This window comes from Microbaculum marinisediminis (genome assembly GCF_025397915.1).
In the GTDB taxonomy this organism is placed as follows: Bacteria; Pseudomonadota; Alphaproteobacteria; order Rhizobiales; family Tepidamorphaceae; genus Microbaculum; species Microbaculum marinisediminis.
In genome coordinates this window covers 338341-365310 of sequence record NZ_JALIDZ010000003.1, presented here as the reverse complement: position 1 = coordinate 365310, position 26970 = coordinate 338341, and the positions used below count along the sequence as shown (strand labels likewise).

General features: G+C 67.7%; 27 protein-coding genes. 7 read left to right on the top strand and 20 right to left on the bottom strand.

The genetic code is table 11. The features are described from left to right. Positions 1-4 precede the first annotated feature (4 nt). The 4 genes from MUB46_RS07815 (at position 5) to MUB46_RS07800 (ending at position 2325) form a co-directional block, all read left to right on the top strand. Positions 5-637, top strand: coding sequence for a glutathione S-transferase family protein (locus MUB46_RS07815; protein ID WP_261615326.1), 633 nt, complete (start codon positions 5-7; stop codon positions 635-637). 77 nt (positions 638-714) lie between these two features. Beyond that, positions 715-1119: a hypothetical protein gene (locus tag MUB46_RS07810; protein WP_261615325.1), complete on the top strand. Its 405-nt coding sequence runs from the start codon at positions 715-717 to the stop codon at positions 1117-1119. An 85-nt stretch (positions 1120-1204) separates the two neighbouring features. After that, the gene (locus MUB46_RS07805) at positions 1205-1675 is read left to right on the top strand and encodes a copper chaperone PCu(A)C (RefSeq protein ID WP_261615324.1); all 471 of its coding nucleotides are present in this window, start codon (positions 1205-1207) and stop codon (positions 1673-1675) included. A gap of 38 nt (positions 1676-1713) precedes the next feature. Next, on the top strand, positions 1714-2325 hold the full coding sequence (locus tag MUB46_RS07800; protein ID WP_261615323.1) for an SCO family protein: 612 nt from the start codon (positions 1714-1716) through the stop codon (positions 2323-2325). Positions 2326-2467: 142 nt separating this feature from the next. On the opposite strand, the gene serA is transcribed toward MUB46_RS07800, so the two are convergent. From serA to MUB46_RS07780, 4 genes are all read right to left on the bottom strand, one after another. Next, on the bottom strand, positions 2468-4054 hold the full coding sequence (serA, locus tag MUB46_RS07795; RefSeq protein ID WP_261615322.1) for a phosphoglycerate dehydrogenase: 1587 nt from the start codon (positions 4052-4054) through the stop codon (positions 2468-2470). A 129-nt stretch (positions 4055-4183) separates the two neighbouring features. Continuing rightward, positions 4184-5359 (bottom strand): phosphoserine transaminase, encoded by a 1176-nt coding sequence (locus MUB46_RS07790; RefSeq protein ID WP_261615321.1) that lies wholly within the window; start codon positions 5357-5359, stop codon positions 4184-4186. Between the two features lie 232 nt (positions 5360-5591). Further along, a complete protein-coding gene (locus MUB46_RS07785; RefSeq protein ID WP_261615320.1) occupies positions 5592-6350 on the bottom strand; it encodes an outer membrane protein in 759 nt (252 codons plus the stop codon). A 313-nt stretch (positions 6351-6663) separates the two neighbouring features. Continuing rightward, positions 6664-7434 (bottom strand): outer membrane protein, encoded by a 771-nt coding sequence (locus MUB46_RS07780; protein ID WP_261615319.1) that lies wholly within the window; start codon positions 7432-7434, stop codon positions 6664-6666. A 229-nt stretch (positions 7435-7663) separates the two neighbouring features. Between MUB46_RS07780 and MUB46_RS07775 the strand changes: the two genes are divergently transcribed. Further along, entirely contained in the window at positions 7664-8833 is a 1170-nt protein-coding gene (locus MUB46_RS07775) for an aminotransferase class V-fold PLP-dependent enzyme (protein WP_261615318.1), read from the top strand. A gap of 4 nt (positions 8834-8837) precedes the next feature. Here MUB46_RS07775 and glmM read toward each other — a convergent pair whose 3' ends face one another. Next, positions 8838-10181 (bottom strand): phosphoglucosamine mutase, encoded by a 1344-nt coding sequence (gene glmM, locus MUB46_RS07770; RefSeq protein WP_261615317.1) that lies wholly within the window; start codon positions 10179-10181, stop codon positions 8838-8840. Between the two features lie 259 nt (positions 10182-10440). On the opposite strand from glmM, the gene MUB46_RS07765 reads away from it, so the two are divergent. Continuing rightward, positions 10441-11907 carry an amidase gene (locus tag MUB46_RS07765; RefSeq protein ID WP_261615316.1) on the top strand — a complete coding sequence of 489 codons (1467 nt, stop codon included), beginning with the start codon at positions 10441-10443 and terminating at the stop codon, positions 11905-11907. Between the two features lie 12 nt (positions 11908-11919). Here the strand turns inward: MUB46_RS07765 and ftsH are convergent, their stop codons facing one another. The 12 genes from ftsH to ruvC form a co-directional block, all read right to left on the bottom strand. Further along, positions 11920-13851, bottom strand: coding sequence for an ATP-dependent zinc metalloprotease FtsH (gene ftsH / locus MUB46_RS07760; RefSeq protein ID WP_261615315.1), 1932 nt, complete (start codon positions 13849-13851; stop codon positions 11920-11922). Positions 13852-14032: 181 nt separating this feature from the next. Then, positions 14033-15397: a tRNA lysidine(34) synthetase TilS gene (gene tilS / locus MUB46_RS07755; protein WP_261615314.1), complete on the bottom strand. Its 1365-nt coding sequence runs from the start codon at positions 15395-15397 to the stop codon at positions 14033-14035. Continuing rightward, entirely contained in the window at positions 15387-16340 is a 954-nt protein-coding gene (gene ybgF, locus MUB46_RS07750) for a tol-pal system protein YbgF (protein ID WP_261615313.1), read from the bottom strand. Before ybgF ends, tilS begins: the two co-directional genes overlap by 11 nt. A 158-nt stretch (positions 16341-16498) precedes the next feature. Then, the gene (gene pal / locus MUB46_RS07745; protein WP_261615312.1) at positions 16499-16987 is read right to left on the bottom strand and encodes a peptidoglycan-associated lipoprotein Pal; all 489 of its coding nucleotides are present in this window, start codon (positions 16985-16987) and stop codon (positions 16499-16501) included. A 144-nt stretch (positions 16988-17131) separates the two neighbouring features. After that, positions 17132-18445: a Tol-Pal system beta propeller repeat protein TolB gene (gene tolB / locus MUB46_RS07740; protein WP_261615311.1), complete on the bottom strand. Its 1314-nt coding sequence runs from the start codon at positions 18443-18445 to the stop codon at positions 17132-17134. A gap of 61 nt (positions 18446-18506) precedes the next feature. Next, complete coding sequence (locus tag MUB46_RS07735) at positions 18507-19433, bottom strand: cell envelope integrity TolA family protein (protein WP_261615310.1); 927 nt, start codon at positions 19431-19433, stop codon at positions 18507-18509. 9 nt (positions 19434-19442) lie between these two features. After that, positions 19443-19889: a protein TolR gene (tolR, locus tag MUB46_RS07730; RefSeq protein ID WP_261615309.1), complete on the bottom strand. Its 447-nt coding sequence runs from the start codon at positions 19887-19889 to the stop codon at positions 19443-19445. Between the two features lie 4 nt (positions 19890-19893). Then, entirely contained in the window at positions 19894-20592 is a 699-nt protein-coding gene (gene tolQ / locus MUB46_RS07725) for a protein TolQ (protein ID WP_261615308.1), read from the bottom strand. Positions 20593-20876: 284 nt separating this feature from the next. Continuing rightward, a complete protein-coding gene (ybgC, locus tag MUB46_RS07720; RefSeq protein WP_261615307.1) occupies positions 20877-21347 on the bottom strand; it encodes a tol-pal system-associated acyl-CoA thioesterase in 471 nt (156 codons plus the stop codon). Then, positions 21340-22383 (bottom strand): Holliday junction branch migration DNA helicase RuvB, encoded by a 1044-nt coding sequence (ruvB, locus tag MUB46_RS07715; RefSeq protein ID WP_261615306.1) that lies wholly within the window; start codon positions 22381-22383, stop codon positions 21340-21342. Before ruvB ends, ybgC begins: the two co-directional genes overlap by 8 nt. Beyond that, positions 22380-22994 (bottom strand): Holliday junction branch migration protein RuvA, encoded by a 615-nt coding sequence (gene ruvA, locus MUB46_RS07710; RefSeq protein WP_261615305.1) that lies wholly within the window; start codon positions 22992-22994, stop codon positions 22380-22382. Before ruvA ends, ruvB begins: the two co-directional genes overlap by 4 nt. A gap of 95 nt (positions 22995-23089) precedes the next feature. Next, a complete protein-coding gene (gene ruvC, locus MUB46_RS07705; protein WP_261615304.1) occupies positions 23090-23596 on the bottom strand; it encodes a crossover junction endodeoxyribonuclease RuvC in 507 nt (168 codons plus the stop codon). Between the two features lie 201 nt (positions 23597-23797). On the opposite strand from ruvC, the gene MUB46_RS07700 reads away from it, so the two are divergent. Beyond that, the gene (locus MUB46_RS07700) at positions 23798-24541 is read left to right on the top strand and encodes a sulfite exporter TauE/SafE family protein (RefSeq protein ID WP_261615303.1); all 744 of its coding nucleotides are present in this window, start codon (positions 23798-23800) and stop codon (positions 24539-24541) included. A gap of 88 nt (positions 24542-24629) precedes the next feature. Here MUB46_RS07700 and MUB46_RS07695 read toward each other — a convergent pair whose 3' ends face one another. The 3 genes from MUB46_RS07695 to MUB46_RS07685 all read right to left on the bottom strand — a co-directional run bounded on the left by MUB46_RS07695 (position 24630) and on the right by MUB46_RS07685 (position 26941). After that, a complete protein-coding gene (locus MUB46_RS07695; RefSeq protein WP_261615302.1) occupies positions 24630-25379 on the bottom strand; it encodes a YebC/PmpR family DNA-binding transcriptional regulator in 750 nt (249 codons plus the stop codon). A 160-nt stretch (positions 25380-25539) separates the two neighbouring features. Further along, positions 25540-26355 (bottom strand): TIGR00282 family metallophosphoesterase, encoded by an 816-nt coding sequence (locus MUB46_RS07690; protein WP_261615301.1) that lies wholly within the window; start codon positions 26353-26355, stop codon positions 25540-25542. Further along, complete coding sequence (locus MUB46_RS07685) at positions 26333-26941, bottom strand: 5-formyltetrahydrofolate cyclo-ligase (RefSeq protein ID WP_261615300.1); 609 nt, start codon at positions 26939-26941, stop codon at positions 26333-26335. Before MUB46_RS07685 ends, MUB46_RS07690 begins: the two co-directional genes overlap by 23 nt. Positions 26942-26970: the final 29 nt, after the last annotated feature.

The window sequence follows — 26970 nt, the reverse complement described above, 5'->3', positions numbered from 1 at the left end:
CGCCGTGATCGACCTCTACACCTGGTCCACGCCGAACGGCCGCAAGGTTTCGATCGCTCTGGAAGAGCTCGGCCTGCCCTACAGGGTCCACGAGATCGACATCACCAAGGACCAGCAGTTCGCTCCCGCGTTCCTGAAGATCAGCCCCAACAACAAGATCCCGGCGATCGTCGACAACGACAACGACGGCCTGTCGCTGATGGAATCCGGCGCGATCCTGCTCTATCTCGCCGGGAAGACCGGCAAGCTCGTTCCCTCCGGCGAGGTCGGCTACTGGCGCACGGTCGAGTGGCTGATGTGGCAGATGGGCGGGTTCGGGCCGATGCTCGGCCAGGCCCACCACTTTCTGCACTTCAACCCGGGCAAGGCCGAGTATGCCGAGGAACGCTACGCCAAGGAGGCGTCCCGGCTTTATGGCGTGCTCGACAAGCAGCTTCAGGGCAAGGACTTCATCGTCGGCGAATACTCCATAGCCGATATCGCCACCTGGCCCTGGGCCTCGCGGTTCGCGTGGCAGGGCATCGACATCAACGCGTTTCCGAACGTCAGGGACTGGTACCTGCGCATCGCCGAACGGCCCGCCGTGCAGAAGGGCTACGATACGCCTGCCCGCGGCCAGCCGATCCCTATGCCGTGAGCGCCCTTAACCATCGCGCCATCCGCGCGCCTGTGTCGCAAGGACTTCGCGGAGAACCGCGCTAGAGTGCCACCGTCATGAGGTTCCAAGGCGTCATCCGCAGCCTGATTCTGGAACGCCGGCCCTTCGCGGTGCTGGCGATCCTGGCTGCATTGCTGCCCTATGTCCTCTCCGGTACCGGACTTCACGGCGCCCCGGCCGGCCTGCGACTGACCGACGGCACCCTCGTCATCTGCACCGCCGACGGGTTCGTCCGTGTCGGCGGTGATGAGGGCCGCGCACGTCACGACGTCAACGACTGCTGCAAGTCCGGCTGCATTCACGCGGTCTCGAAGACCGCCATCGGCCCGGCCACGGTATCCCAACCGGCCCGGTTCATCGCGATCCATACCGTCGCCTGGCCGCCTCTCGGCGCCGGCGCCGATGCGTCGACAGCCGACGCCACACCGAGCATCCGCGCCCCTCCTGCACGCCCCGCTTGACCGGAATGCCGGGCCCCGCGCCCGGATTGATCAAGTTGAAATCCGTGGTGGAACGTGTTCCGCCGCACCGTGTCAGGAGACCACCATGCGTATCATCGCAGCAACCTGCCTTGCTCTTTCCCTGTTTGCCGCTCCCGCTGTCGCGGGCGACTACACCTCAGGCTCGCTCACCATCGAGAACCCGTGGACCCGTGCCATGCCCCCCGGCGCCAAGGTCGGCGGCGGCTTCATGGTCATCACCAATTCCGGAGACGCCGCCGACACGCTGGTCGCCCTGAAGACGCCGCGCGCCGATCGCGGCGAGATCCACGAGATGACCATGGCCGAAGGCGTCATGAAGATGCGCGAGCTGGAAGCCGGCCTCGAGGTCCCTGCGGGCGGCTCGGTCGAGTTGAAGCCCGGCAGCTATCACGTCATGTTCATGGGCGTCACCGACGGCTTCAAGGAAGGCGAGACGATCGAAGGCACGCTCGTCTTCCAGAACGCCGGCGAGGTGCCGATCGCATTCACGGTCGGGCCGGTCGGGGGCAAGATGGCCCCGATGAAGCACGACTGACCCACACCAACCAACTGCAATAAAGGACGGAAAAGCCGATGCGCGCAATTCGCTGGATCGCCTGGATCCTGGTCGTACTCGTCGCCGGCACCACCATGGCGGTGCTGGTCAGCGACGATATTCGCGACGCCGTGCTCGGCAAACCGGGCCAGGGAACGGGCATCGCCGACATCGGCGGCCCGTTCCAGCTCGTCGACCATACCGGCAAGCCGGTGACCGAGAAGGACTTCCTGGGCAAGCCGTCCGCCTTCTTCTTCGGGTTCACCCATTGCCCGGACGTGTGCCCGACGACGCTCTACGAGATGTCGACCTGGCTGGACGAACTCGGCCCCGACGCCGACAAGCTCAACGTCGCCTTCGTCACCGTCGATCCGGAGCGCGACACGCCGGAGCTGATGAACAACTACCTGTCGGCCTTCGGCGATCGCATCACCGGCCTGAGCGGCACGCCCGAGCAGGTCTCCCAGATCGTCAAGGAGTTCAAGGTCTATCGACGCAAGGTCGAGCAGGAAGACGGCGAGTACGTGATGGACCACACCGCGAACGTCTACCTGATGGATGCGGGCGGCAAATTCGCCGGCACCATCGCCTATGGCGAGGCCGACGATATCGCGCTGGGCAAGCTGAAGCGGCTGGTTGCGGGCGGCTAAGCCGCCGCTCTCGATAGGCGACCATCCACGCCGGCGAGCGGCTTGTCGCGGCGCGGCGTGCAACAGACATCCGGCGGCGCACGGCCGCCGGACGAGACGATGGGGCGACTGCCGTTTCCGGCAGCGCCCGTAGTGCCACCCGCTAGAAGGCCAGAGCCTTCGCCTGCTTGACGTGAGGCAGCTTTTCGACGGCTTCCAGGACGTCCGATGCCAGCGGCTCGTCGATCTCGACAAGAGCGATTGCATCGCCGCCGCGGGTCTGGCGTCCGAGGTTGAAGGTGGCGATGTTGACGCCGGAATTGCCCAGCACCATACCGAGCGCACCGATGAAGCCCGGCGTGTCCTCGTTGGTGATGTAGAGCATATGCGGGGCGAGCTCCGCCTCCATGTTGATGCCCTTGATCTGGATCAGGCGCGGCCGTCCGTCGGAAAATACCGTGCCGGCGACCGACCGTTCCTGCCGCTCGGTCTGCACGGTGAGGCGCACGTAGTTCTCATAGGCGCCCTGCTGCTCCCGGCGCACCTCCTCGATCTGGATGCCGCGCTCACGCGCAACCGCCGGCGCCGACACCATGTTGACGTCCTCCAGCAGCGGCCGCAGCACGCCGGCGATCGCCGCCGAGCTCAGCGCCTTCGTGTTCATCTCGGCGACATCGCCGGCATATTCCAGGCGCAGGCCCTTGATGCCCGTCTCGGTGAGCTGGCCGGCAAACGAACCGAGCTGCTCGGCAAGCGACACGAACGGCTTCAGCCGCGGCGCTTCCTCGGCGCTGATCGAGGGCATGTTGAGCGCGTTGGTGACGGCGCCGGTGAGCAGGTAGTCGGACATCTGCTCGGCCACCTGCAAGGCGACGTTCTCCTGCGCCTCGGTCGTGGCGGCGCCCAGATGCGGCGTGCAGATGACGTTCGGCGCGCCGAACAGGACGTTCTCCTTGGCCGGCTCCACCGCGAACACGTCGAAGGCCGCACCGGCGACGTGGCCGGAGTCGAGCGCCTCGCGCAGCGCCTCCTCGTCGACAAGCCCGCCGCGCGCGCAGTTGACGATGCGCACGCCCTTCTTGGTCTTGGCCAGCGCCTCGCGCGACAGGATGTTGCGGGTCTTGTCGGTCAGCGGCACGTGCAGCGTGATGAAGTCGGCCCGGCGCAGGAGCTCGTCGAGATCGACCTTCTCGACGCCGAGATCCGTCGCCCGCTCTTCCGACAGGAACGGATCGTAGGCGATGACCTTCATCCGCAGGCCCTGCGCCCGGTCCGCGGCGATCGAACCGATATTGCCGCAACCGATGACGCCGAGCACCTTGGCCGTCACTTCGACACCCATGAAGCGGTTCTTCTCCCACTTGCCGGCCTGCGTCGAGACGTCGGCCGCCGGGATCTGGCGGGCCAGCGACAGCATCAGCGCGATCGCGTGCTCGGCCGTGGTGATCGAGTTGCCGAATGGCGTGTTCATGACGATGACGCCGCGCTTGGTGGCGGCGGGCACGTCGATGTTGTCGACGCCGATGCCGGCGCGCCCGATCACCTTCAGCTTGTCCGCGCCGGCGATGACCTTTTCGGTCACCTTCGACGCCGAGCGCACGGCCAGCCCGTCATAGTCGCCGATCCGCGCGGCGAAGGCTTCCTTGTCGGCGCCGAGATCGGGCTCGTAGTCGACCTCGATGCCGCGGTCCTTGAAGATCTGAACCGCCGCGGTCGACAGCTTGTCGGAAATGAGTACGCGAGGTGCCATGGTGTCTGGTCCTTGTCTCTGAGCCAGCTCCACGTCATGCCGGGCCCGGCCGGGCATCGCGCGGAGGGGAATTCGGGAGGAGATTGCCAGGCCGGGCCCGGCAATGATGTCGTCCGTCGCGCGCGGCAATCAGGCCGCGCGGGCGAGCTCGGCCTTGGCGCTCGCGTAGGCCCACTCGAGCCAGGGCGTCAGCGCCTGGACGTCGGAGGCCTCGATCGTCGCACCGCACCAGATCCGCAGACCAGGAGGCGCATCGCGGTAGTAGGCGATGTCGTAGGCGACGCCTTCCTTGTCGAGCATCGCGGCCACCGACTTGGCGAAGGCGGCCTGATCCTCGACCGGCCTGGCGGCGATGTCGGGATCGGTGAACGACAGGCATACCGAGGTGTTCGACCGGAGCTCCGGCGCCGCTGCCAGGAAGTCGATCCACGGGGTCGTCTCGACCCAGTCCGCGATCGCCGCCGTATTCGCATCGGCGCGCGCGACCAGGCCGTCGAGACCGCCGACGGAGCGCGCCCACTCGAGCGCGTCGATATAATCCTCGACGCAGAGCATCGACGGCGTGTTGATGGTCTCGCCCTTGAAGATGCCCTCGTTGAGCTTGCCGGACTTGGTCATCCGGAAGATCTTCGGCAGCGGCCAGGTCGGGGTGTACGTCTCCAGGCGCTCGACCGCGCGCGGGCTGAGGATCAGCATGCCGTGCGCCGCCTCGCCGCCGAGCACCTTCTGCCAGGAGTAGGTGACGACGTCGAGCTTGTCCCAGTCAAGACGCTGGGCGAACACCGCCGACGTCGCGTCGCAGATGGTCAGGCCCTCGCGGTCGGCGGGAATCCAGTCGGCGCCCGGCACGCGCACGCCGGAGGTCGTGCCGTTCCAGGTGAACACCACGTCGCGGGAGAAATCGACGGCCGACAGATCCGGCAGCTCGCCGTAGCCCGCCTTGGTGATCTTTGCGTCGTTGAGCTTGAGCTGCTTGACGACATCGGTCACCCAGCCCTCGCCGAAGCTTTCCCAGGCGAGCATCTCGACGCCGCGGGCGCCGAGCATCGACCACAGCGCCATCTCGACGGCGCCGGTATCCGACGCCGGCACGATGCCGATGCGGTGGTCGGCGGGAATGCCGAGGATTTCGCGGGTCAGGTCGATGGCGCGGGCGAGCCGCTCCTTGCCCGGTTTGGACCGGTGCGAACGGCCGACGAGCGCGTCGGAAAGCGCTTCCGGCGACCAGTTCGGCCGCTTGGCGCAAGGTCCAGAGGAAAAATTGGGATTCTCCGGCCGCGTGGCCGGTTTCGTGGTCGTGGTCATGTGCCTCTACCCTTCCAGATAGGTGCCCCTCGTTGGGGAGGGGTGTCCCACGGATGGGGGTAGTCCCGATCGCGCCGGCTGTCAAATGAAATGAATGCGACAGCCGGTTGTCGGCCTGCGACACAAAGCGCGGAGGTACTGAGAGGCGCAACGGAAAGCGGCGGGACTCGGCCCGCCGCAGTATTGGAGATCTTTGCGGGATCGCCCTTGGGCTATCCCGGCGTGTCGTCGGTCAGTCGATCAGGAACCGCGCGCCGATGCGGAATTCGTGAGCGGCGATGTCCGTGACCTCGATGTGGTCGCCCCACTGGTCATTGGTATCCACGTCGCCCAGCGACACGTAGCGATAGTTCATGTCGACCAGCCAGTTCTCGGTCACCGCGTAGCTGGCGCCGGCCGTGAGCGACCAGGCGAAGTTCCAGGTGCTGGCGTTCGAACCGATCGACTGGAGGCCCGCCGGGTTGAGCGGCGGATTGGTGTGACGGTAGTCCTTGAGGCGAACGTTCGCAGTACCGATGCCGCCGCCGACATAGGGCGTCAGGCCGCCCCAGGTGCCGAGGTCGATATAGGCGTTCGCCAGAATGGTCCACGCCGAGATACGACCGGTGGCGTTCGAAAAGGCCGATCCGCACGTAACGAACGGACACGGGACGCGGCCGGTGAAGTCCGCCGGAGCCTCGTAATCGACCGTGATGTCTGAGCGGAACCACGGATTGAATTGGTAGCCGACACCGCCGCCGATCAGGAAGGCGTTGTCGATCGATTCGTCGACAGCCTGAAAGACGAAGTTGCCGGGAATCAGGGTGTAGGTGGCGTCCGGCGAGCTGTAGACCTTGTAGCCGATGTCGCCGCGCAGATACCACGTCGAGCCGATCTCGACCGGCAGGATCGGCTCCAGGAAGGCGTCCGAATAGTCCGCGGCGTGCGCGCCGCCCGCGCTCAGGGCCACCGTGACCCCTGCTGCCGCGATGAATTTCTTGAGGCTGCCCATGGCCTGACTCCGTAAATCGTTGCGCGAACCGAAGACGCCGGTGACCGCGCGGTTACGTTCGAGATGTACTATGCCGGCAAAATCGTTAAGACGGGCTTAACCACGTTCCTTAACTACGTTTGTTAGGACGCTGAATTCTTACCGAACTCTTAATTTTACACGCACCGGCGCCGCGACGACTTCGCTCCCGTCGCGACCGCGCCGCGCCAGGCGACCATCCCGGCAGAACGAGAAAGGACGGCGAACCACCGGTTCGCCGCCCTTGATGACTGCTTGAGATCAGCCTGACGGTAGTCCGCCCTTGCGGGGCGCCCTACTGGAAGGCGTAGCGCACGCCCAGATGGACGTCATGCGACGTCAGGCTGTCGAAGATCATCGGATTGTTGACGGTGTTGAGGCCGTTGTAGCCGACGATGTCGCCGGTCTCGCCGTCCCCGAGATCGACGTAGCGATAGCCGAGATCCACGGTGACGTTCTGCGTCACTTCCCAGCCCGCGCCGGCATGAAGCGCCCAGGCGAAGTTCCACTTGGACGCCGACGGCGCATAGGCGACGCCGCCGTTGGGCGTGTTGATGTCCTGGAAGTTGCTGATGGTGTTGCGCGATGCGCCGATACCGCCGCCGACATAGGGCGTGATGCCCCACCAGGTGCCGAGATCGACATAGGCGTTCGCCATCAGCAGCCATTCGTATTTGTTGGCGCTGTAGTCGTTGCTGCCGTCCCAGATATTGTCGCCGTTGAAGTCATACCGGTCGAGCGCCGTGAAGCTGGCCTTGCCGCGATATTCACCCGTGAGGTCGGCGCGGAACCATTCGTTGAACTCATAGCCGACGCCGATGCCGTAGATCGGCGCGGCATCGAATCCGCCCGAATCGAGGAATTCGACCGTGCCTGGCGTGAACAGCACGTTGTCGAGCTTGCCGAGCTGCTGGTTGCTCATGCCGATATAGCCGCGCAGATACCATCCGCCGACCGGCACCGGTTCGACATAGGGCACGATCGGCACGTCGGCGGCACGCGCGACCCCCGTCATCGCCATGGCGGCGATCGAGGCCGCGAGAATGGTTCTCAGACTTCCGTTCATAACCTTTACTTCCCCATCGCTGCGACCGGCAGCCAAATGCGCCGCGCCAGTGAATCGACTCCATGGTGACTATGGGGAACATTGGTTAAGAGCGGTTTAACCAAGCTTTTTAACTACGTTGATTAACCAATGGCGCTCGCGAACGGCGGTTTTATTTCGTGTCCCGGATTTCAGCTTCACCTCGTTTCGCAATCGCGCTAGAGCGGGGCACGGACCTCGGAGCCTGACGATGACCAAGACGGATCACCTCGGCAGCCAGCGCCACCTGTTCGACATCCCGCGCGAGATCGTGTGGATGAACTGCGCCTACATGTCGCCGCTGATGACCCCGGCCGTTGCCGCCGGAGAGGAAGGCATTCGCCGCAAGGCGCATCCCTGGTCGCTGTCGCCGCCGGATTTCTTTTCCGAGCCCGAGGCCACCCGCGCCCTGTTCGGTCGCCTCGTCAACGCGCCCGCCGAGGCCGTCGCGATCGTGCCGTCCGCCTCCTACGGGATCTCGGTCGCCGCCGCCAACACGCCCGTGTCGGCGGGCCAGAGCATCGTCCTGCTCGAGGACCAGTTCCCCTCCAACGTCTACGCCTGGCGGCGCAAGGCGGCGGAGAGCGGCGGCCGGGTGCGCACCGTCACCCGGTCCGAGGCGAGCGGCGCCAATGGCGCGACAGACTGGACGTCCGCACTCGTCTCGGCGATCGACGACGACACCGCGGTCGTCGCCGCGCCCAACTGCCTGTGGACCGACGGGTCGTTGATCGACCTCGAGGCGGTCGGCGAAGCGGCCCGGCGCCACGGCGCGGCCCTGGTGCTCGATCTCACACAGTCGGCCGGCGTGATGCCGTTCGATGTCTCCGCCGTGCAGCCGGATTTCGCCGTCGCCGCCACCTACAAATGGCTGCTCGGCCCCTATTCGCTCGGCTTTCTCTACGCCGCTCCGCACCGTCAGTCCGGACGGCCGCTGGAGGAAGGCTGGATCACCCGCGCCGGTTCGCGGGATTTCGCCCGCCTCGTCGACTATCAGGACGACTACGAACCCGGCGCCCGGCGCTACGACATGGGCGAGCGCTCCAATTTCCATCTGATGCCGATGGCGACCGCCGCGCTCTCTCAGATACTGGACTGGGGCGTGGACCGCATCGCCCGCACCCTCGGGCATCGCAACCGCGATATCGTCGAGCGCGCCGCCGGGCTCGGGTTCTCCGCGCCGCCGGAGGAGTTTCGCGCCCCGCATTTCCTCGGGCTGCGCCACGTCGGCGGAATTCCGGCGACGCTGCTGGACACGCTGAAGGACAGGAACGTCTATGTGAGCGTGCGCGGCGATTCGATCCGCGTCACGCCGCATCTCTACAACGACGACGAGGATGTCGAGCGGTTCTTCGCCGCGCTGGAGGCCGCGCTCGTCTGAGGCGCTACGCCGTCCCTTCCAGGACGGAGACGATATCGGCGACGACGGACTCCACCAGCCGGGAATCCTCCCCTTCCGCCATCACGCGGATCACCGGCTCGGTGCCCGAAGGACGGATCACCAGGCGGCCGGCGCCGGCGAGACGGCTCTCGCCCTCCTCGATCGCCTGCTTCACCTCCTTGCGCTCCAGCGGCTTGCCGTTCTTGTAGCGCACGTTGCGCAACAGCTGCGGCAGCGGCTCGAAGCGGTGGCAGACCTCGCTGACCGGCTTGTCGGACCGGGCCACCACGGCCAGGAGCTGAAGCGCCGAGACGAGACCGTCGCCGGTGGTGGCGTAGTCGGACAGGATGATGTGGCCGGACTGCTCGCCGCCGACATTGTAGCCGCCGTCGCGCATCGCCTCGATCACGTGCCGGTCGCCGACGGGCGTGCGCACGACCTCGAGGCCGACATTCGACAGATACCGTTCCAGCCCGTAGTTCGACATGACGGTGGCGACGATACCCGGCCGCGAAAGCCGGCCGTCCTCGTGCCACGACTGGGCGACGACGGCCATCAGCTGGTCGCCGTCGACGATACGGCCCTGTTCGTCGGCGATGATCACGCGGTCGGCGTCGCCGTCGAGAGCGATCCCGATGTCGGCCCGAACCTCGTGCACCTTGCGGCACAGCGCGTCGGGCGCCGTGGAGCCGCACTCCTTGTTGATGTTGAAGCCGTTCGGCTCGTCACCGATGGAGACCACTTCGGCACCGAGCTCCCAGAGCGCGTCGGGGGCGACCCGGTAGGCGGCGCCGTTGGCGCAGTCGAGCGCGACGCGAAGCCCGTCGAGCCGGAGCTCCCGCGGCAGCGTACGCTTGGCAAATTCGATGTAGCGCGCATGCACGCCCTCGATCCGCTTCGCCCGCCCGAGCGCCGAGGAGTCGGCGAGATATTCGGTGAGATCGGACTCGATCAGCGTTTCGATCTGCTCTTCCGCGCTGTTGGTCAGCTTGTAACCTTCCGGATCGAACAGCTTGATGCCATTGTCCTGGAAGGCGTTGTGGGACGCGGAGATCATCACGCCGAGATCGCAGCGCAGCGACCGCGTCAGCATCGCGACCGCCGGCGTCGGCATCGGTCCAAGCAGGAACACGTCCATGCCCACGGACGTGAACCCGGCGACCATCGCCGACTCGATCATGTAACCCGACAGGCGCGTATCCTTGCCGATCACAACGCGATGGCGGTGCGTGCCGCGCCGGAACGCGATGCCGGCGGCCATCCCCACCTTCAGCGCGATTTCGGGCGTGATCGGAAAGCTGTTGGCCAGCCCGCGAATGCCGTCGGTTCCGAAATATTTACGCGACATCGGTCGCATCCCCGTTTGTTAGCCGTTGCTGTCCGCCGAGACAGAGGGCCTCTTGTCGAGCCATAGTATGCCGTCAAGCTAGCCCGTAAGCGTTCAAAAATCATAAGCGAGTGTTGCAGAGCCCATAAGGACGAACGGTCGTTTTGTCGATGCTTGGTAAACGCGTCACGCCGGAAATCCGGGGGAAACGGGGAACCCGACAGCCCCCGCACCCGTCCGGGAACCCTCGATAACGCGCCAAACGGAGGGACTTCGCCCGATGGACAGCACCGAAATCGCCGAACTCGACGCCGAGGCGCTCCTGGCCCTCTATCGCCGCAAGGCGCTGTCCCCTGTCGCCGTCGTCGCCGACATTCTCGACCGGATCGCCCGGTTCGAGCCGGACATCAACGCCTTCGTGCGCGTCGACGCCGACCGCGCCATGGCGGATGCGCGCGCGTCCGAGGCGCGCTGGGCGAAAGGCGCACCGAAAGGACTGCTCGACGGGGTTCCGGTCACGATCAAGGATCTGATCGACGTCGAGGGCCTGCCGACGCGCAAGGGCTCGCTGACAACCCCGCGCACGCCCGCGTCCCGCGACGCGCCGGCGGTTGCGCGGATGCGCGAGCAGGGCGCGGTGTTCGTCGGCAAGACGACGATGCCGGAATTCGGCTGGATCGGCGCGTGTCATTCACCGCTGACCGGCGTCACCCGCAATCCCTGGGACCTGTCGCGCACCCCCGGCGGGTCTTCGGGCGGGGCCGCCGCGGCGGCGCTGCTCAATCTCGGCGTCCTGCATCTGGGCACCGACGGGGCCGGTTCGGTCCGGATTCCCGCCGCCTTCACCGGCGTCTTCGGTCTCAAGCCGAGCTACGGCCGGGTGCCGGCCTATCCCGCCTCGGCCTTCAACGTCCTGGCCCACCTGGGACCGATGACACGCACCGTCACCGATGCCGCCCTGATGCTGAGCGTGATCGGCGCGCCCGACGCGCGCGACACCACCGCATGGAACACGCCGCCCCCCGACTACCGCATCGGCCTTTGTGACGGCGTCGCGAACCTGCGCATCGCCTGGAGCCCGCGGCTCGGCTATGTCCGGGACCTCGATGCCGATGTCGAAGCGGCGGCCGCGAAGGCCGCGGCGCGATTCACCGAACTCGGCGCCATCGTCGAGGAAGTCGACCCCGGTTTCGCCGACCCGACCGACCTGCTGCGCACGATCTGGTACGCGGTCTCCGCGACGATCGTCGACGGGGTGCCTGCGGCCGAACGCGCCGAGATGGACCCCGGCTTCCTGCGGATCGCCGAGGCCGGACGACGCTATTCGCTCGCGGACTACCTCGCCGCGCAAGGCCGCCGGGTTGAACTGGCACAGACGATGATCGACTTCCACGACCGCTACGACCTGCTGCTCACGCCGCAGATACCGGTGCCAGCAATCGAGGCCGGCGTCGTGACGCCGCCGGACGGACGCTTCGGCGAGGAATGGCTGGCGTGGTCGCCCTATACCTATCCGTTCAACCTGACGCAGCAGCCGGCCGCCTCGGTGCCGTGCGGCTTTTCGCAAAGCGGCCTGCCCGTCGCGCTGCAGATCGTGGGACCGCCGCGCCGCGACGATCTCGTCCTGCGGGCCGCCCGTGCCTACGAGAGCCTCGCGCCCTTTGCGACGCTCGCCGCGCCGCGCGGCCAGAAACGAAAACGGCGGCCTCCGGAGAGGCCGCCGCCTGATTTCGATGCGTTTCGGTAGCCTATGCGGACCTCAGGCCTGCGGCTGCGGCTCCATGCCGCCCGCGCCCGGCTCCTCGCCGCCGCGCTGTGACTTGCCCGCCTTCGGCACCGCCGACGACTTCGGCTTGGACGTCGTATCGACATCGACGTCGCGGATCGGCGGCTTGCCGTCGAGCAGGTTGCGGATCTCGTCACCCGACAGCGTCTCGTACTCGAGCAGACCGTTGGCGATCGCGTGCAGATCGTCGAGGTTCTCGGTGAGCACCGTCTTGGCGGTCTCGTAGCCGGTGTTGACGAAGTTCTTGATCTCCTCGTCGACCAGCTTCTGGGTCTCGTCGGAGACGTGCTGCTGCCGCGCGACCGAATGGCCGAGGAACACCTCTTCCTCGTTCTCGCCGTACATCAGCGGGCCCAGCTTGTCGGACATGCCGAACTGGGTCGCCATCGCCCGCGACAGCTTGGTCGCCATGCGGATGTCGGCGGAGGCGCCCGACGTCACCTTCTCGTGCCCGAAGATCAGCTCCTCGGCGACGCGTCCGCCCATCGCCACGGCAAGGTCGGCGTAGCACTTCGCCCGCGTCAGCGAGATCTGGTCGCGCTCGGGCAGGCGCATGACCATGCCGAGTGCCCGGCCGCGCGGGATGATCGTCGCCTTGTGGATCGGATCGGACGCCGGCATGTGCAGCGCCACCAGGGCGTGGCCGGCCTCGTGGTAGGCGGTCAGGCGCTTTTCCTCGTCGCTCATCACGAGGGTGCGGCGCTCGGCGCCCATCATGACCTTGTCCTTCGCGTCCTCGAACTCGGCCGCCGTCACCAGCCGCTTGGAGCGGCGGGCAGCCAGCAGGGCCGCCTCGTTGACGAGGTTGGCGAGGTCGGCGCCGGAGAAGCCCGGCGTACCACGCGCGACGACCTTGAGATCGACGTCCGGCGCGGTCGGCACCTTGCGGACATGGACCTTGAGGATCTTCTCGCGGCCGGTGACGTCCGGGTTCGGCACGACGACCTGGCGGTCGAAACGGCCGGGACGCAGCAGCGCGGGATCGAGCACGTCGGGACGGTTGGTCGCGGCGATCAGGATGATGCCCTCGTTGGCCTCGAAGCCGTCCATCTCGACCAGCAGCTGGTTCAGCGTCTGCTCGCGCTCGTCGTTGCCGCCGCCCAGGCCGGCGCCGCGATGGCGGCCGACGGCGTCGATTTCGTCGATGAAGATGATGCACGGCGCGTTCTTCTTCGCTTGTTCGAACATGTCGCGCACACGCGACGCGCCGACACCCACGAACATCTCGACGAAGTCCGAACCGGAAATCGTGAAGAACGGCACGTTAGCCTCGCCGGCGACCGACCGGGCCAGCAGCGTCTTGCCGGTGCCGGGAGGGCCGACCAGCAGCACGCCGCGCGGAATGCGGCCGCCCAGGCGCTGGAACTTCTGCGGATCGCGCAGGAACTCGACGATCTCCTCGAGGTCTTCCTTGGCCTCGTCGACGCCGGCGACGTCCTCGAAGGTGACGCGGCCATGGGCCTCGGTCAGGAGCTTGGCCTTGGACTTGCCGAAGCCCATCGCCTTGCCGCCCGCGCCCTGCATCTGGCGCATGAAGAAGATCCACACGGCGATCAGCAGCAGCATCGGGAACCAGGACACCAGCACGCCGAGCAGCGAGGGCACGTCCTCGGACTGCGGCTTGGCGCTGATCGAGACGCCCTTGTCCTCAAGCTTGGTGACGAAGTTGGGATCGTCCGGCAGGTAGGTCTGGAAGGTGCGGCCGTCGTTCAGCGTGCCGGTCACCTGCTGGCCCGAGATCGTCACCGCGCGCACGCGGCCTTCGGACACCTCCGAGAGAAGCTGCGAATAGCTCATCTCGTTCGTGGTCCCGCGCTGCGCCGGGTTCTGGAACAGGTTGAAGAGGGCGATAAGGAGAAGTCCGATTATCACCCACAGAGCGAAATTACGAAAATTGGCGTTCATCTGTGTCCTGACTGACCCGTGAGCCCCGGCGTCGCAGCCGATGTTTCGGCAGACATATTGCGGCTTGAAGCGTTCTCAATCGTTAATTTAGGCACCTTGCCGCAAGATGCCAATGATCTGCGTCATCCAATCGCGTTTTGGCGTAAACGACCCGCAGGGTCCGCCGCTCCGCGTACCCGCGTCAATTCGTCCCGCCCCCGCTCGCCCCGATCCCGTCACCCGACGGCGCGGCGAAGCGTCCGGCGCCGAGGAAGGCGAAGGAAATCCCGTCCGGCGAATAGAGCCCGGGCTCCGCTTCCACCAGCGGAGCGGCCACCAGCCGGTCGCCGGCGAACACCCCCGGCGCGACGCGGGCCGCCGCCGGGGGAATGTCCCTGAGCCGGGAGCCTTCGCGGATCCGCGCGAGTCCGGCGCTGCCGAGCGCGCGAACCGTCAGCGCGCGCCGCTCCGCACCGGTCCCGATATCGAGACGGAAGCGCCGGTCCCAGACCACCGTTCCAGGTCCATCGAGGCGCTCGACCGGCAGGCCGTCACGTCCCGTCTCGCGAAATACGATCGCCGCCTCGCCACGGATCACGATACGGCAGCCGGAAAGCGTCACCGCGCCGCCCGCGCTCTCCGCTCCAAGCCGCGCGTAGAGGCGCTCGAGCCGGTCGAGCCGGGGCGCATAGTCGCCGCCGCCGACCCCCATCAGCAGCCGCGCGAGCACGCGCAGGCCGATTTCCTCGGGCGCGGCCAGCAGCGTTTTCCGGTCGAGCCGGCAGAACCCGGCCGGGTCCGCGGTCACCGCCGAGCGATGCAGATCGGCCGCCGTCTGCTCCAGGGCCGCGCGGGCGCGGCGCATCCGTTTGGCCGTCTCGGCGAGCCGCCGCGCGGTCATGCCTTCCCGCGCCAGCGCAGGTATGAGATCGCGCAGCCGCGCCCGGGCAAAGCGCGCATCGGCGTTGGACGGGTCCTCGATCCAGTCCTGGCCGAGCGTCCGCAGCGTCGCCACCAGCCGCGCCTTCGGCACGTCCAGGAGCGGCCGGCCGATGATGAGTCCGGGCATCGTCAATCCGGGCCACTCGGCCGTCTCCGGCATCGCCGAAAGCCCGTCGACGCCCGACCCTCGCGCAAGCCGCAGCAACAGCGTCTCGGCCTGATCATCGAGGTGATGGGCGGTCAGAAGGTGCGTCACGCCATGTTCGGCACAGGCTTCCACCAACAGCCGGTAGCGCGCCTCGCGCGCCGCCGCCGGGATGCCGGCGGACGGTTTGCGTCCTTCCCAGACCAGCGTGCGGTGTTCCAGGCCGGTGTCTCGTGCCCACAGGGCGACCTGCCGGGCCTCCTCGGCCGCCTCCGGCCGCAGGCCGTGATCGACGGTGAAGGCGACCACCGGAAGATCGGGACGGGTCCGCGCCCGCCAACCGGCCACGAGTCGCATCAGCGCGACGGAGTCGGCGCCGCCGGAGACCGCGAGGCCGAGCCCCGCGACGGCCGCGAAGGGCGCCAGCAGCCGATCGGCATCGGCCGCGGTCAGTGCAATCGTATCGCGGTCAGCAGCCACTTTTCTGGGCTTCGCTGCGGGCGCGCTCCTGCACGGCCTGCGGCGCCTTTGGATAGCGGCGCGGGATTTCGGCGAACGTCGCGCAGGCCGCGTCGGCCTGGCCGAGCTCCTTCAGCGACATGCCGAGCTTGTACAGGCTCTCCGGCGCCTTCGCCCCGTCGGGATAGTCGGAATAGCCCTTCAGGAAGGCGTCGGCGGCATCGCGGTACATGGCGCGCGCAAACAGCGACTCGCCAAGCCAGTACTGCGCGTTGCCGGCCAGCGGGTCGTTAGGAAACTGCTGCAGAAACTGCCGGAAGCTCGCCTCGGCGGTATCGAATTCCCCACGCAGGATGTAGCCGTACGAGAGGTCGTACACGTCCTTGGGATCGCCCGAGGGGGCGGCGGCGAGCTGCGGATTGGCGTCCATCGACGATCCGGGAATCGGCTGCTGGCCGAAACCGGGCTGGGTGCCGCCCGACCCCATGCCGCCCTGCGTGCCGCCGAGCGCGGACGACAGGTCGAGCGGCCGACCGGGAATCTGGCCGAGCGTCTGCGTCGGGGCCCCGGTGCCGGGCGTGGTCCCGCCCTGCTGCATGTGCGGCTGTCCCGGGGCCTGGCCGAGCGGCTGCGTCGGCTGCTGCATCGGGGGTGGCTGCTGCAGGGTCGTGGCGGGCCGGTTCGCGGTGCCGCCCTGGCCGAGCTCTTGGAACCGGTACTCGTAATCCTCGGACATCCGCCGCAGCTGATCCTGCAACTGGCGGATCTGGAAGCTCTGCTGCTCGACCAGCCCGTTGAGCTGGCGGACCTGATCCTCGAGCGTGCTCAGGCGCAGCGCTATCTCGGAATCCTGGCCGCCGTCGCGTTTGCCGAAGAGTTGCGCCGAGGCAACGCCGGGCAACAGGGCGAGACTGGCGGCGACGAGCGCGAGCCGCGAGAGGCGGAAAATGGAAACAGACGTCATGATTGCGGGCCGATCCGGGGTCATGTCCAAGCCACGAGGGACGCGCTCATAACATAGGTCGGACTGGGACCAAAGTTAGGCGCGGCCGACGGAATACGGTCCGCCGCCTTCCGGCGACGGACCGCGAACCCCGAATCCGGACCTGTGTCGACCGGCCGTCAGCTGCCGGGCGCGTTGTTGACCACCGTCACGGCGCGCCGGTTCTGCGACCAGCAGGATTCGTTGTCGCAGACCGCGACCGGACGTTCCTTGCCGTAGGAAACCGTGCGCACGCGCGAGGGATCGATGCCCTGCGAGACCACGTAGTCGCGCGTGTTCTGCGCGCGCCGGGCGCTGAGCGCCAGGTTGTACTCGCGAGTGCCGCGCTCGTCGGCATGGCCTTCGATGGTCACGGTGTATTTCGGATAGAGGCGCAGCCACTGGACCTGCTTGTTCAGCGTATCGCGCGCCTGCGGCGTCAGCGTGGTCTGGTCGACGGGGAAGAACACCCGGTCACCGACATTGACCACGAAGTCCTGGGCACTGCCCGGCGTCACGTTGCCGGAAAGCTGCTGCCCCTTGTTCTGGGCGCAGGCGGCAAGCGTCAGCGCGGCGACCAGAACGACCGCCAGGCGCGCCCCGCGGCCAAAATTCACAAAACTCGACATTCCGGTAAACTCCTTCGGTGGACCGGATACACGTACGGTTTACCTAAACGGTTTTCCTTAACCGCTCGTTCCGAAACGTGGTTAACGCCCCCGCGTTCCCACGCGCGCCGTCGTTAACCCGGCGCGCGAACCAGTTCGACAAAGTTAATTCAGCAGCGGCGACCAGGCCGGGTCCGACCCGAAGGCCGGCGTGGGGACGCGCTGCTCGTTGTAGCCGGTGAGATCGACCGTCCAGAGCTGCGGCCCGCCGCCGGTTCCCCGCACGTCGCGGAAGAACATCAGCACCCGCCCGTTCGGGGCCCAGGTCGGCCCCTCGTTGTGGTAGCCCTCGGTGAGAACGCGCTCGCCGGACCCGTCCGGACGCATGACGCCGATCGAAAAACGGCCGCCCGAGCGCTTGGTGAAGGCGATCAGGTCGCCGCGCGGCGACCATACCGGCGTCGCGTAGGAGCCGTTGCCGAAGCTGATGCGCTGCTGATTGGTGCCGTCGGCATTCATCACGTAGAGCTGCTGCGAGCCGCCGCGATCGGACTCGAACACGATCTGGCGGCCATCCGGCGCGAATGACGGGCTGGTGTCGATCGACGGCGTATTGGTGAGCCTCGTGGTGCGGCGGCTGCCCAGGTCCATGACGTAGATGTTGGCGTTGCCGCCCTGCTCCAGGCTGAGCACCACCCGCTGGCCGTCCGGCGAGAACCGCGGCGCGAACGTCATCGCCGGGAAGTCGCCGACGACCTCGCGCTGGCCCGTCTCGATATTGAGCAGATAGACCCGCGGCGTCTGGCCGATGGGCTGCGACACGTAGGTGATCTCCTGGCGCGACGGGCTGAAGCGCGGGTTGCGGATAATTTCCTGCGGATCGTTGGTCAGGTAGCGCACGTTGGCGCCGTCCTGGTCCATCAGTGCCAGCCGCCGCACGCGCGCGTCCTTCGGCCCGGTCTCGTCGACGAAGACGATGCGGGTGTCGAAATAGCCCTTCTCGCCGGTCAGCCGCTCATAGATCGCATCGGCGATGATATGGGCGATCCGCCGCCAGTTGTCGGGGTTCGCGAAATACTGCTGGCCGGTAATCTGCTGGCCCGCGAATACGTCCCAAAGCCGGAACTCCGCCTTGAGCCGCCCGTCGGGCTGCTTCGTCACCCGCCCCGTCACCAGCGCCTGCACGTTGATCACGCGCCAGCTGCCGAAATTCGGCACGGCGTCGAAACCGCCGGCCGTCTCGATGAAGGCGGCCGGATCGACCGGCTTGAACAGGCCGGAGCGCTGCAGATCGGCGGCGATCACCTGGGAGATCTGCTGGCCGAGCTGCGGATCGCCGCCGGCGCCGAAATCGGTGATGGCGATCGGCATCGGCTGGATGTTCGCCTGGGTGATGTCGATTTCGATCAAGGCCCGCGCCGGCGCGGTCGCGAGAAGCGCGGCGACGAGGCTGACGGCAGCGGTGAGGAATGCTCTCATCGTTTCACTCGGCAGGTCTGTGGACTGAAACTCCGGGCTGGTCGGGGCATGGGCCTAAGGCCTAGCCGCCGAGCAGCTCGCGTGGGTCGAAGGACATGTGGATCTGCTGCCAGGAGCTGTATTTCTCCGGCGGCAGGAAATACGGCTGGCAACGATTGACGGCGCGGATGGCCGCTTCCGCGGCCACGGTGAAGACCGGATCGGACGACGCGTTGAGCAAGGTCGGCGGCCCCTTCAGGGATCCGTCCGGATTGAGATCCATGCCGATCCGCACGACCATCTGACCGGCGTCGAGGACGCCGACCGGCGGATTCCAGCAGCGTGCGATCTGGGCGCGCAACGCATCGATCTCGCTGACCGTCAACGTCGAGGCCGTGCCCGTTGCCGTGCCGAGGGATGGATTGATCGACCCGGTGTCGCTCATCGTTCCTCCCCCGGAGTCCGGCACCTTGTTGAGGAGCGCGGCGATCTTGTCGGCGTCGAACTTGGCTTCGGGCGTCTTCGGCTTCGCCGGCGCGGCCGGCTTCGGCTTGGCGGCCACCTTCGGCTTCGTGCGCGGCACCGGCGCGTTGGCCATGGGCTCGGGCGCAGGCTCGGGTTCGGGCGCGGCTTCCTTGGGCGGCTCCGGCGTCGGCAGCGGCGCGGGCGCGGGATCGTCCGGCGTCAGCGCGGCCGTCCGCAGCGGCGCCGGCTCGGGCTCCGGCTTCGAGGCGGGCGCCTTCGAGGGTTCCGGTTTCGGCTCGGGCTTGGCCTTCGGCTGCTCGACCGGCTCGGCCTTCTCCACCGGCTTCGGCGGCGTCGGCTCCAGCTCCTTGTCGCCGTCGCGCGTACCGGCGGTGATCTGCGTGAACTCGGTGATGGAGATGATGTCCACCGGAAGTGGCGGCTGCGGCGTCGACTCGTAGGGGTCGGCGTTCGGCAGCGCGATCATGCCCCAGGCGAGGATCGCGGCATGTCCAACGGTCGAGACTGAGAGGGCGACGCGCATGGCCAATCCTCAGCGCTCGCTCTGTTCCATCTCGGTGACGAGCGCGATGCGGCGGAAGCCGGCGGCGTTGAGCCGGCCCATCACCTGCATCACGGTGCCGTAGTCGACGGTGCGGTCGCCACGCACGAAGACACGTTCCTCGACGCCCTGCTCAGCGACGGCGGTGAGCTTGGGAACGAGTTCATCGATGGTGATTTCGGTGTCCTGCAGAAACACGCGACCCTCATTGTCGACGCTGATGGTCAGCGGTTCCTCCTGCCCTTCCAGCGGCGTGGCTTGGGATTCGGGAAGATCGATCGGCACCCCGACGGTCAGAAGCGGCGCGGCCACCATGAACACGATGAGCAGCACGAGCATGACGTCGACGAACGGCGTGACGTTGATCTCGCTCATCGGGCGGTAGCGTTGGCCCCGCCGACGACGCCCGCCGTTGTTTCCCGCAAAACTGGCGCCCATCGCTCTAGCTTCTCTCTTCCAATTGCCGCGAAAGTATGGCGCTGAACTCGTCGGCGAAGCCCTCCAGCCGCATGATGATCTTGGAGACGTCGCTCGACAGCTTGTTGTAGGCGATGACCGCCGGAATCGCCGCCAGCAGGCCCAGGGCGGTGGCGAACAGCGCCTCGGCGATGCCCGGCGCGACGACGGCGAGATTGGTCGATTCCGATGCCGCGATCGCCTGGAAGCTCGTCATGATGCCCCACACCGTGCCGAACAGGCCGATGAAGGGCGCCGCCGAACCGACGGTCGCCAGGAACAGGAGCCGGCTCTCCAGCCGCGCGCTCTCGCGGGCGATGGTCACGTCCATCACCTTCTCCACCCGCGACTGCAAGCCCATCATCGACATGGCGCCGGTCTCGTGGCTGCGTTTCCATTCGCGCATCGCGGCGACGAACAGGGCCTCCATCGTCGCGTTGGAGCGCGCAGCCAGGCTGCGGTGCAGTTCCTCCAGCGAATGGCCGGACCAGAACACCTTCTCGAACCGGTCCATCTGGCTGCGCGTGCGCCGGTAGGCCACCGTCTTCTCGAAGATGATCGCCCAGGTCCAGATCGACGCGGCGATCAGGCCGAGTACGACCAGCTTCACGACGATGTGCGCCTGCAGGAACAGGGAGAAGAGCGACACCTCGCCGGGCGACGACAGCGTCGTGACATCGAGCATCAGAACAACCTCGCTGGAGAACGCGCGCCCGCCCCGTGCCCTCCAGTGCGGACATCCGAAGCGGTATGGAATCTTGCCCGCGCCCCGATTGATCCTCCCACGAGGATCTGGCGGCGCTCCGCCGACGATCGGCGCATGGTGCAATGCAGCATCTGGTCGCGGCCGATTATGTCAAATCGAGGGCGTCGGACCGACCCGACACCTGCGCCAAGAAAAGCTTCCCTTTGGTTAACGCTTGGTTACTCGCCGGCGCGGCGGGCGTTAACGGCGCGCCCGCGATGCCCTCAAACCTCGTCCTCGACGGCCTCGCCGAGGATGCGGCGCAACGCGGTCGGGATGCGCCGCGCCCGCCCGGAACGCGCCACCAGCGCGACCTGAACGTCAGCCGTGACCAGCACTTCCTCGCCGCGCAGGACCCGCTGGGCCAGCACCATCGAGGCGCCGCGCATCTCCTTGGTCCGGGTCTCGACCGTCAGGATATCGTCGATCCCGGCTGGCCGTTCGTAGGAAATCGTCATGCGGCGCACCGCGAAGGCGACCGGATCGTCGCCCTCGAACAAATCGGCGTGATCGGCGCCGGAAAGCCGCATGTAGTCCGAGCGGCCGCGCTCCATGAACCGCAGGTAGCTGGCGTGATAGACGACGCCGGAAAAGTCGGTGTCCTCGAAATAGACGCGGATCGGCAGGACGTGCCGACCGTCGACGATACGGCCGGCGAGATCGGGCCAGGCGATCGGCAGCGCGGTCTCAGTCATTGTCGTCGCCCGTGAACAGGCCCATCTGCGGCGCGAACTCGCTGGGCGCGGCAAGGCCCAGGTGCTTGAAGGCGTGCGGCGTCAGGATGCGCCCGCGCGGGGTGCGCTGGATGAAACCCTGCTGGATCAGGAACGGCTCGATGATTTCCTCGATGGCGTCGCGCGGCTCCGACAGCGCCGCGGCGATGGTCTCGATTCCGACCGGCCCGCCGCCGAATTTGAGCGCGATGGTGGAGAGATAGCGCCGGTCCATCGCGTCGAGGCCGCGCGCGTCGACCTCCAGCTCCGCGAGCGCCTTGTCGGCGATCGCCCGGTCGATCCGGCCGCCGCCCTCCACCAGCGCGAAGTCGCGCACCCGCCGCAGCAGCCGGCCCGCGACACGGGGTGTGCCGCGCGCGCGGCGGGCGATTTCGCTGGCGCCGTCGTCCGAGATCGCGACACCCATCACCCGCGCCCCGCGCCGCACGATCTGCTCCAGCTCCTCGTCGGTGTAGAAGTTGAGCCGCACCGGAATGCCGAAGCGGTCGCGCAGGGGCGTCGTCAGGAGCCCGGTCCGCGTCGTCGCCCCGACCAGCGTGAACTTGGCCAGATCGATGCGCACCGAGCGTGCCGCCGGCCCCTCCCCGATGATCAGGTCGAGCTGGAAATCCTCCATCGCCGGATAGAGCACCTCCTCCACCGCCGGGTTGAGGCGGTGGATCTCGTCGATGAACAGGACGTCGCGCTCCTCCAGATTGGTCAGCAGCGCGGCCAGGTCTCCGGCCTTGGCGATCACCGGACCGGAGGTGGCACGGAAATTCACGCCGAGCTCGCGGGAAACGATCTGGGCCAGCGTCGTCTTGCCCAGGCCCGGCGGGCCGGCGAACAGCACGTGGTCGAGCGCCTCGCCGCGCGCGCGCGCCGCCTCGATGAAGACGCGCAGGTTCTGCCGCGCCTGCTGCTGGCCGACGAACTCCTCCAGCCGCAACGGCCTGAGCGACGCGTTGGCGTCCTCGTCCTCCGGCGTTTCCTCGGCGGCGACAAGGCGGTCGGTCAACGTGCAAGCTCCTTAAGGCCCATCCGGATCAGCTTTTCGGCCGTGGCGTCCTCGCCGGCTTCCTTGAGCGCGGCGGCGACGGCCGCGCCGGCCTGGGCCTGAGCGTAGCCGAGATTGACGAGCGCCGACACCGCGTCGCGCGTCGGCGACGCCGCCCGCCCTTCCGCGAGTTCGCCGGATACCCTGGCGAGTTCCATGTCGCCGCCGACCAGCGGCGTCTTGTCGCGCAGCTCCGAGACGATGCGGCCGGCGACCTTCGGCCCGACGCCCGGCGCGCGGGCGACCATCGCCTTGTCCTGCATGGCGATCGCGTTGCCGAGATCCGCGGTCGATAGCGTGCCGAGGATCGCCAGCGCCACCCGCGATCCGACGCCCTGCACGCTCTGCAGCAGCCGGAACCACTCCTTCTCGGCCTCGCCGGAAAATCCGTAGAGCCGGATCGCGTCCTCGCGCACCACCGTCTCGATGAAAACGACCGCCGGTTCGCCCGGCCGGCCGAGCGCGGACAGCGTGCGCGCCGAACAGGTCACGTGGTAGCCGACCCCGCCGACATCGACGATCACCCAGTCGTCGCCGTAGGAATCGACGATGCCTTTGAGCTTGCCGATCATTGCCGCCCGCCTCTGCTGCCGGACTCAAGGCCCCCTCGAGTCCGCCCGTTCCGCGTATTGCCTACCCAGCAAAACGTGAACAAGTCAAGAACATCTCACTCAGCCGCGGCCAGCACGCGCGAAGCACGGTGGTGGGCGTGGGTGATGGCGATGGCCAGTGCGTCGGCGGCGTCGTCCGAATCGACCTTCGCCTTCGGCAGCAGCACCGAGACCATCATGCGGATCTGCTTCTTGTCGCCATGGCCGGCGCCGACCACCGTCTTCTTGACGAGATTCGGCGCGTATTCGGCGACCGTCAGCCCCCGGGACGCCGGCACCAGAAGCGCGATCCCGCGCGCCTGACCGAGCTTCAGGGTGGAGGTCGGATTCTGATTGACGAAGGTGTGCTCGACGGCGGCCTCGTGCGGCGCCTGGGCGTCGAGCACGCCGCAAAGCCCGGCGTGCAGCTCCACGAGCCGCTCGGCAAGGCTCAGCTTGTCGGTGGAGGTGACGGTGCCGGCGCCGACGAACGACAGCGACGTGCCGGACATCTCGATCACGCCCCAGCCGGTGCGCCTGAGGCCCGGGTCGATGCCCAGTATCCGAATCGCCTGCCGTCTCATGGGACTGGTGTACCCGGAAGCCACCGCCCTGCCTAGAATCCCTGTCCAGCCCCCCTGGAAACCGTTCCTGGAAACAGGGCCGGACCTTCGGCCTCGCATCACCCGACAGGCGCGTCATTGCCGGTACGGATGACGCCGGCCATGACCGGAAGCCTCCCGAATCTGGTAACGTTTTCGCGGGGATCCTCTTCAGCAACGCTCATGACCTTCGATCAATCGCTTATCGCCGTGCTCGTCGCGGCGCTTGTCGCCGGGCTCGTGCGCGGCTTTTCCGGCTTCGGCGCCGCGCTGATCTTCATGCCGGTCGCCTCCGCCGCGATCGATCCGAGGCTCGCCGCCGCCAGCTTCCTGATCTTCGACGCGGTTCTGACCCTGCCGCTGCTATGGGGCGCGGTCCGTACCTGCCAGTGGAACACGGTGCTGCCCGTCGGCGTCAGCGCCATGGCGACGGTCCCCTTCGGCGCGGCGATCCTCGCCAATGCCGATCCGGTCACCCTGCGCTGGGGGCTGTCGATACTGGTGCTGCTGCTGCTGGCGTTGCTCGCCTCGGGACTGCGCTATTCCGGCGCGCCGAGCCGGCTCGCCTCCGTCGGCGTCGGCGGGGTCGCGGGAGTGCTCAACGGCATCGGCCAGGTCTCCGGCCCGCCGGTCATCGCCTTCTGGATCGCGGGGCCCTTTCCGCCGCCGATCATCCGCGCCAACCTGATAGCGTTCTTCTCCATCGCCAGCATGTCGAGCTTCGTGGCCTACGCCTGGAACGGCTTCTTCACGATGGAGACGCTGACGGTGATCGCGGTCTTCGCGCCGGTCTACGCGCTGGCGCTGTTTCTCGGCGCCCGCCTGTTCGGCAGGGCGCCGGAGCGCTACTACCGCCGCATCGCCTACGCGGTGATCGCGCTGGCCGCGATCACCAGCATCCCGGCCCTGGACGAGTTGCTGCGCTAGGCCGCCCGCCCGGGTTCGCCGTCGATATCAGGACGGTTCCGGGCGTCCGGGCCAGGACGATCCGATCGTCCCGGCAAAAAAGGCCAGCTCAGGCCGCCGTCAGGCGTTCCAGCACCTCGTCGGAGACCTCGAAGTTCGAGTAGACGTTCTGCACGTCGTCGTCGTCCTCGAGCGCGGCGATCAGTTTCATCAGCGATTCGGCCTTGCCCTCGTCGACCTGCGTGCCGGTCTGCGGCTTCCACACCGGGTTCACCGAGTCCGCCTCGCCGAGGCTGGCTTCCAGCGCCGAGGAGACCTCGCCGAGGTCCTCGAAGGCGCAGAGGATGATGTGGCCGTTGGCGTCGCTCTGCACGTCCTGCGCGCCGGATTCGATCGCCGCCTCCAGGACGGTGTCCGCGTCGCCGGCCTCGGGCTTGTAGACGATCTCGCCGACCCGATCGAACATGAACGACACCGAGCCGGTTTCGCCCAGCGCGCCGCCGGCCTTGGTGAAGATCGAGCGCACGGCGCCGGCGGTGCGGTTGCGGTTGTCGGTCAGCGCCTCGACGATGACCGCGACGCCGCCCGGCCCGTAGCCCTCGTAGCGGATCTCCTCGTAGTTATCCGCATCGCCGCCGGCCGCCTTCTTGATGGCGCGCTCGATATTGTCCTTCGGCATCGACTGCGACTTGGCGTTCTGCACGGCCAGCCGCAGGCGCGGATTCATAGTCGGGTCGGGCAGGCCCATCTTGGCCGCGACCGTGATTTCCTTGGCGAGCTTGGAGAAGAGCTTCGACCGGGCCGCGTCCTGGCGACCCTTGCGATGCATGATGTTCTTAAATTGGGAGTGTCCTGCCATGGCATGCCTCGATTGCGTTTCAACCGCGGCCGCAACAGTCGGGGGGAAACGCCGTTTTCGCCACGCCCGATTCACCACGCCCGACCAAGCCGGCGGCCGCGCAGTTCGCCCGCTTATAGGGCGGGTCCGGCCGAAAATCCACTGGCCGGCGAGATGCCCCTTACCAGTCCGGCAGCGTCTCCGACAGATGGCCGCCGAGCCGCACCGGGGCGATCCGCTTGGCCAGGCCGCTCGAATCGTCGGTCTCCACAAGCACGCCCGACAGGGAGGCATCCCCCAGCGCCGGCTCGAAGCGCCCGGACGGAATCTTGGTCAGGAAGCGCCTGAGCGGTTCCTCCTTGTCCATGCCGATCACCGAATCGTAGTCGCCGCACATGCCGACGTCGGTCATGTAGCCGGTGCCCTCCGCCAGCACCATGTGGTCGGCGGTCGGCACATGCGTGTGGGTGCCCACGACGAGGCTCGCCCGCCCGTCGAGGAAATGCCCCATCGCCTGCTTCTCGCTCGTCGCCTCGGCATGGAAGTCGACGACGATCGCGTCCGCCCCGCCGCCGAGCGGGCAGGCCTCCAGCTCCCGCGACAGCGCCGCGAAGGGATCCTCGAGCATGTTCATGAAGACGAGGCCCATGGCGTTGATCACCAGCACCCGGGCTCCGTTGCGCGCCTCGTACAGCCCGGCGCCGCGCCCGGGCGTTCCGGCCGGGAAGTTGATCGGCCGCAGCAGGCTTGGCGTGCGCTCGATGAAGACGAGCGCCTCGCGCTGGTCCCAGACGTGGTTGCCGGTGGTGACGACGTCCGCGCCGGCGTCGATCAGCTCGCCGTGGATCGCCTCGGTGATGCCGAAGCCCCCTGCCGAGTTCTCGCCGTTGACGACCACGAAGTCGGCGTCTAGCCGGCTCCTCAGCTCGGGCAGCCGGTCCACGACGATCTCGCGGCCGGACCGGCCGACCACGTCACCAAGAAAGAGCAGCCGCACGGGCACCTCCAATACATGTCGTCAGGCCCCGCTCGGTCAGAACGAAGTCCACGGGTTGATCGTAGCGGTCGCGCGGCACCAGGCCCACCTGCTGGATGGCGAAGGCAAGCCCGATCGCCGCGATCCTGCGTTCCGCCCGCGCCATCGCCAGCGAGCGGTCGTAGAACCCGCCGCCATAGCCGACCCGGTAGCCGAACCGGTCGAAGGCGAGCAGCGGCACCAGGAACACCCGCGGCTGCGCCTCGTGCGCCGACGGCAGCGGCTCGCGGATGCCGAAATGGCCCGTGCCCATCCTGTCGCCGGGCTGCCAGCGGCGGAACACCAGCGGCCGCGCCCGGCCGACGACGACGGGCAGCGCCAGCCGGCAGCCCCGGCGCGCAAGCGCCATGATCAGCGGCTGGGTGTCGAGTTCGTCGCCGAAGGTGGAAAAGCACGAGACGGTGCCGCGCCCGGCCAGCGCGGCGATATCCGCCGCCCAGGTGGCGATGACCCCGGCCGCCGCCCGCCGCTCCGCGCCCGGCACGCGCCGGCGCGCGGCGCGCGCCAGCGTCCGCATGCGGGCCTTTTGGGCGGTTCGGTCGGTCATGCGGGGATCCGGGGACGACACGGGACGGA

Bases quoted from the DNA above. Each gene is read 5' to 3' on its own strand.
- tolB (WP_261615311.1), bottom strand. From the start codon at position 18,445: ATGAGAGCATTCCTCACCGCTGCCGTCAGCCTCGTCGCCGCGCTTCTC.
- MUB46_RS07765 (WP_261615316.1), top strand. From the start codon at position 10,441: ATGGACAGCACCGAAATCGCCGAACTCGACGCCGAGGCGCTCCTGGCC.
- MUB46_RS07775 (WP_261615318.1), top strand. From the start codon at position 7,664: ATGACCAAGACGGATCACCTCGGCAGCCAGCGCCACCTGTTCGACATC.
- MUB46_RS07685 (WP_261615300.1), bottom strand. From the start codon at position 26,941: ATGACCGACCGAACCGCCCAAAAGGCCCGCATGCGGACGCTGGCGCGC.
- serA (WP_261615322.1), bottom strand. From the start codon at position 4,054: ATGGCACCTCGCGTACTCATTTCCGACAAGCTGTCGACCGCGGCGGTT.
- MUB46_RS07780 (WP_261615319.1), bottom strand. From the start codon at position 7,434: ATGAACGGAAGTCTGAGAACCATTCTCGCGGCCTCGATCGCCGCCATG.
- ruvA (WP_261615305.1), bottom strand. From the start codon at position 22,994: ATGATCGGCAAGCTCAAAGGCATCGTCGATTCCTACGGCGACGACTGG.
- MUB46_RS07785 (WP_261615320.1), bottom strand. From the start codon at position 6,350: ATGGGCAGCCTCAAGAAATTCATCGCGGCAGCAGGGGTCACGGTGGCC.
- ybgC (WP_261615307.1), bottom strand. From the start codon at position 21,347: ATGACTGAGACCGCGCTGCCGATCGCCTGGCCCGATCTCGCCGGCCGT.
- MUB46_RS07735 (WP_261615310.1), bottom strand. From the start codon at position 19,433: ATGCGCGTCGCCCTCTCAGTCTCGACCGTTGGACATGCCGCGATCCTC.
- MUB46_RS07805 (WP_261615324.1), top strand. From the start codon at position 1,205: ATGCGTATCATCGCAGCAACCTGCCTTGCTCTTTCCCTGTTTGCCGCT.
- tolQ (WP_261615308.1), bottom strand. From the start codon at position 20,592: ATGCTCGATGTCACGACGCTGTCGTCGCCCGGCGAGGTGTCGCTCTTC.
- tolR (WP_261615309.1), bottom strand. From the start codon at position 19,889: ATGGGCGCCAGTTTTGCGGGAAACAACGGCGGGCGTCGTCGGCGGGGC.
- MUB46_RS07790 (WP_261615321.1), bottom strand. From the start codon at position 5,359: ATGACCACGACCACGAAACCGGCCACGCGGCCGGAGAATCCCAATTTT.
- ftsH (WP_261615315.1), bottom strand. From the start codon at position 13,851: ATGAACGCCAATTTTCGTAATTTCGCTCTGTGGGTGATAATCGGACTT.
- ruvC (WP_261615304.1), bottom strand. From the start codon at position 23,596: ATGAGACGGCAGGCGATTCGGATACTGGGCATCGACCCGGGCCTCAGG.
- ybgF (WP_261615313.1), bottom strand. From the start codon at position 16,340: ATGACGTCTGTTTCCATTTTCCGCCTCTCGCGGCTCGCGCTCGTCGCC.
- MUB46_RS07810 (WP_261615325.1), top strand. From the start codon at position 715: ATGAGGTTCCAAGGCGTCATCCGCAGCCTGATTCTGGAACGCCGGCCC.
- pal (WP_261615312.1), bottom strand. From the start codon at position 16,987: ATGTCGAGTTTTGTGAATTTTGGCCGCGGGGCGCGCCTGGCGGTCGTT.
- MUB46_RS07700 (WP_261615303.1), top strand. From the start codon at position 23,798: ATGACCTTCGATCAATCGCTTATCGCCGTGCTCGTCGCGGCGCTTGTC.
- glmM (WP_261615317.1), bottom strand. From the start codon at position 10,181: ATGTCGCGTAAATATTTCGGAACCGACGGCATTCGCGGGCTGGCCAAC.
- MUB46_RS07800 (WP_261615323.1), top strand. From the start codon at position 1,714: ATGCGCGCAATTCGCTGGATCGCCTGGATCCTGGTCGTACTCGTCGCC.
- MUB46_RS07695 (WP_261615302.1), bottom strand. From the start codon at position 25,379: ATGGCAGGACACTCCCAATTTAAGAACATCATGCATCGCAAGGGTCGC.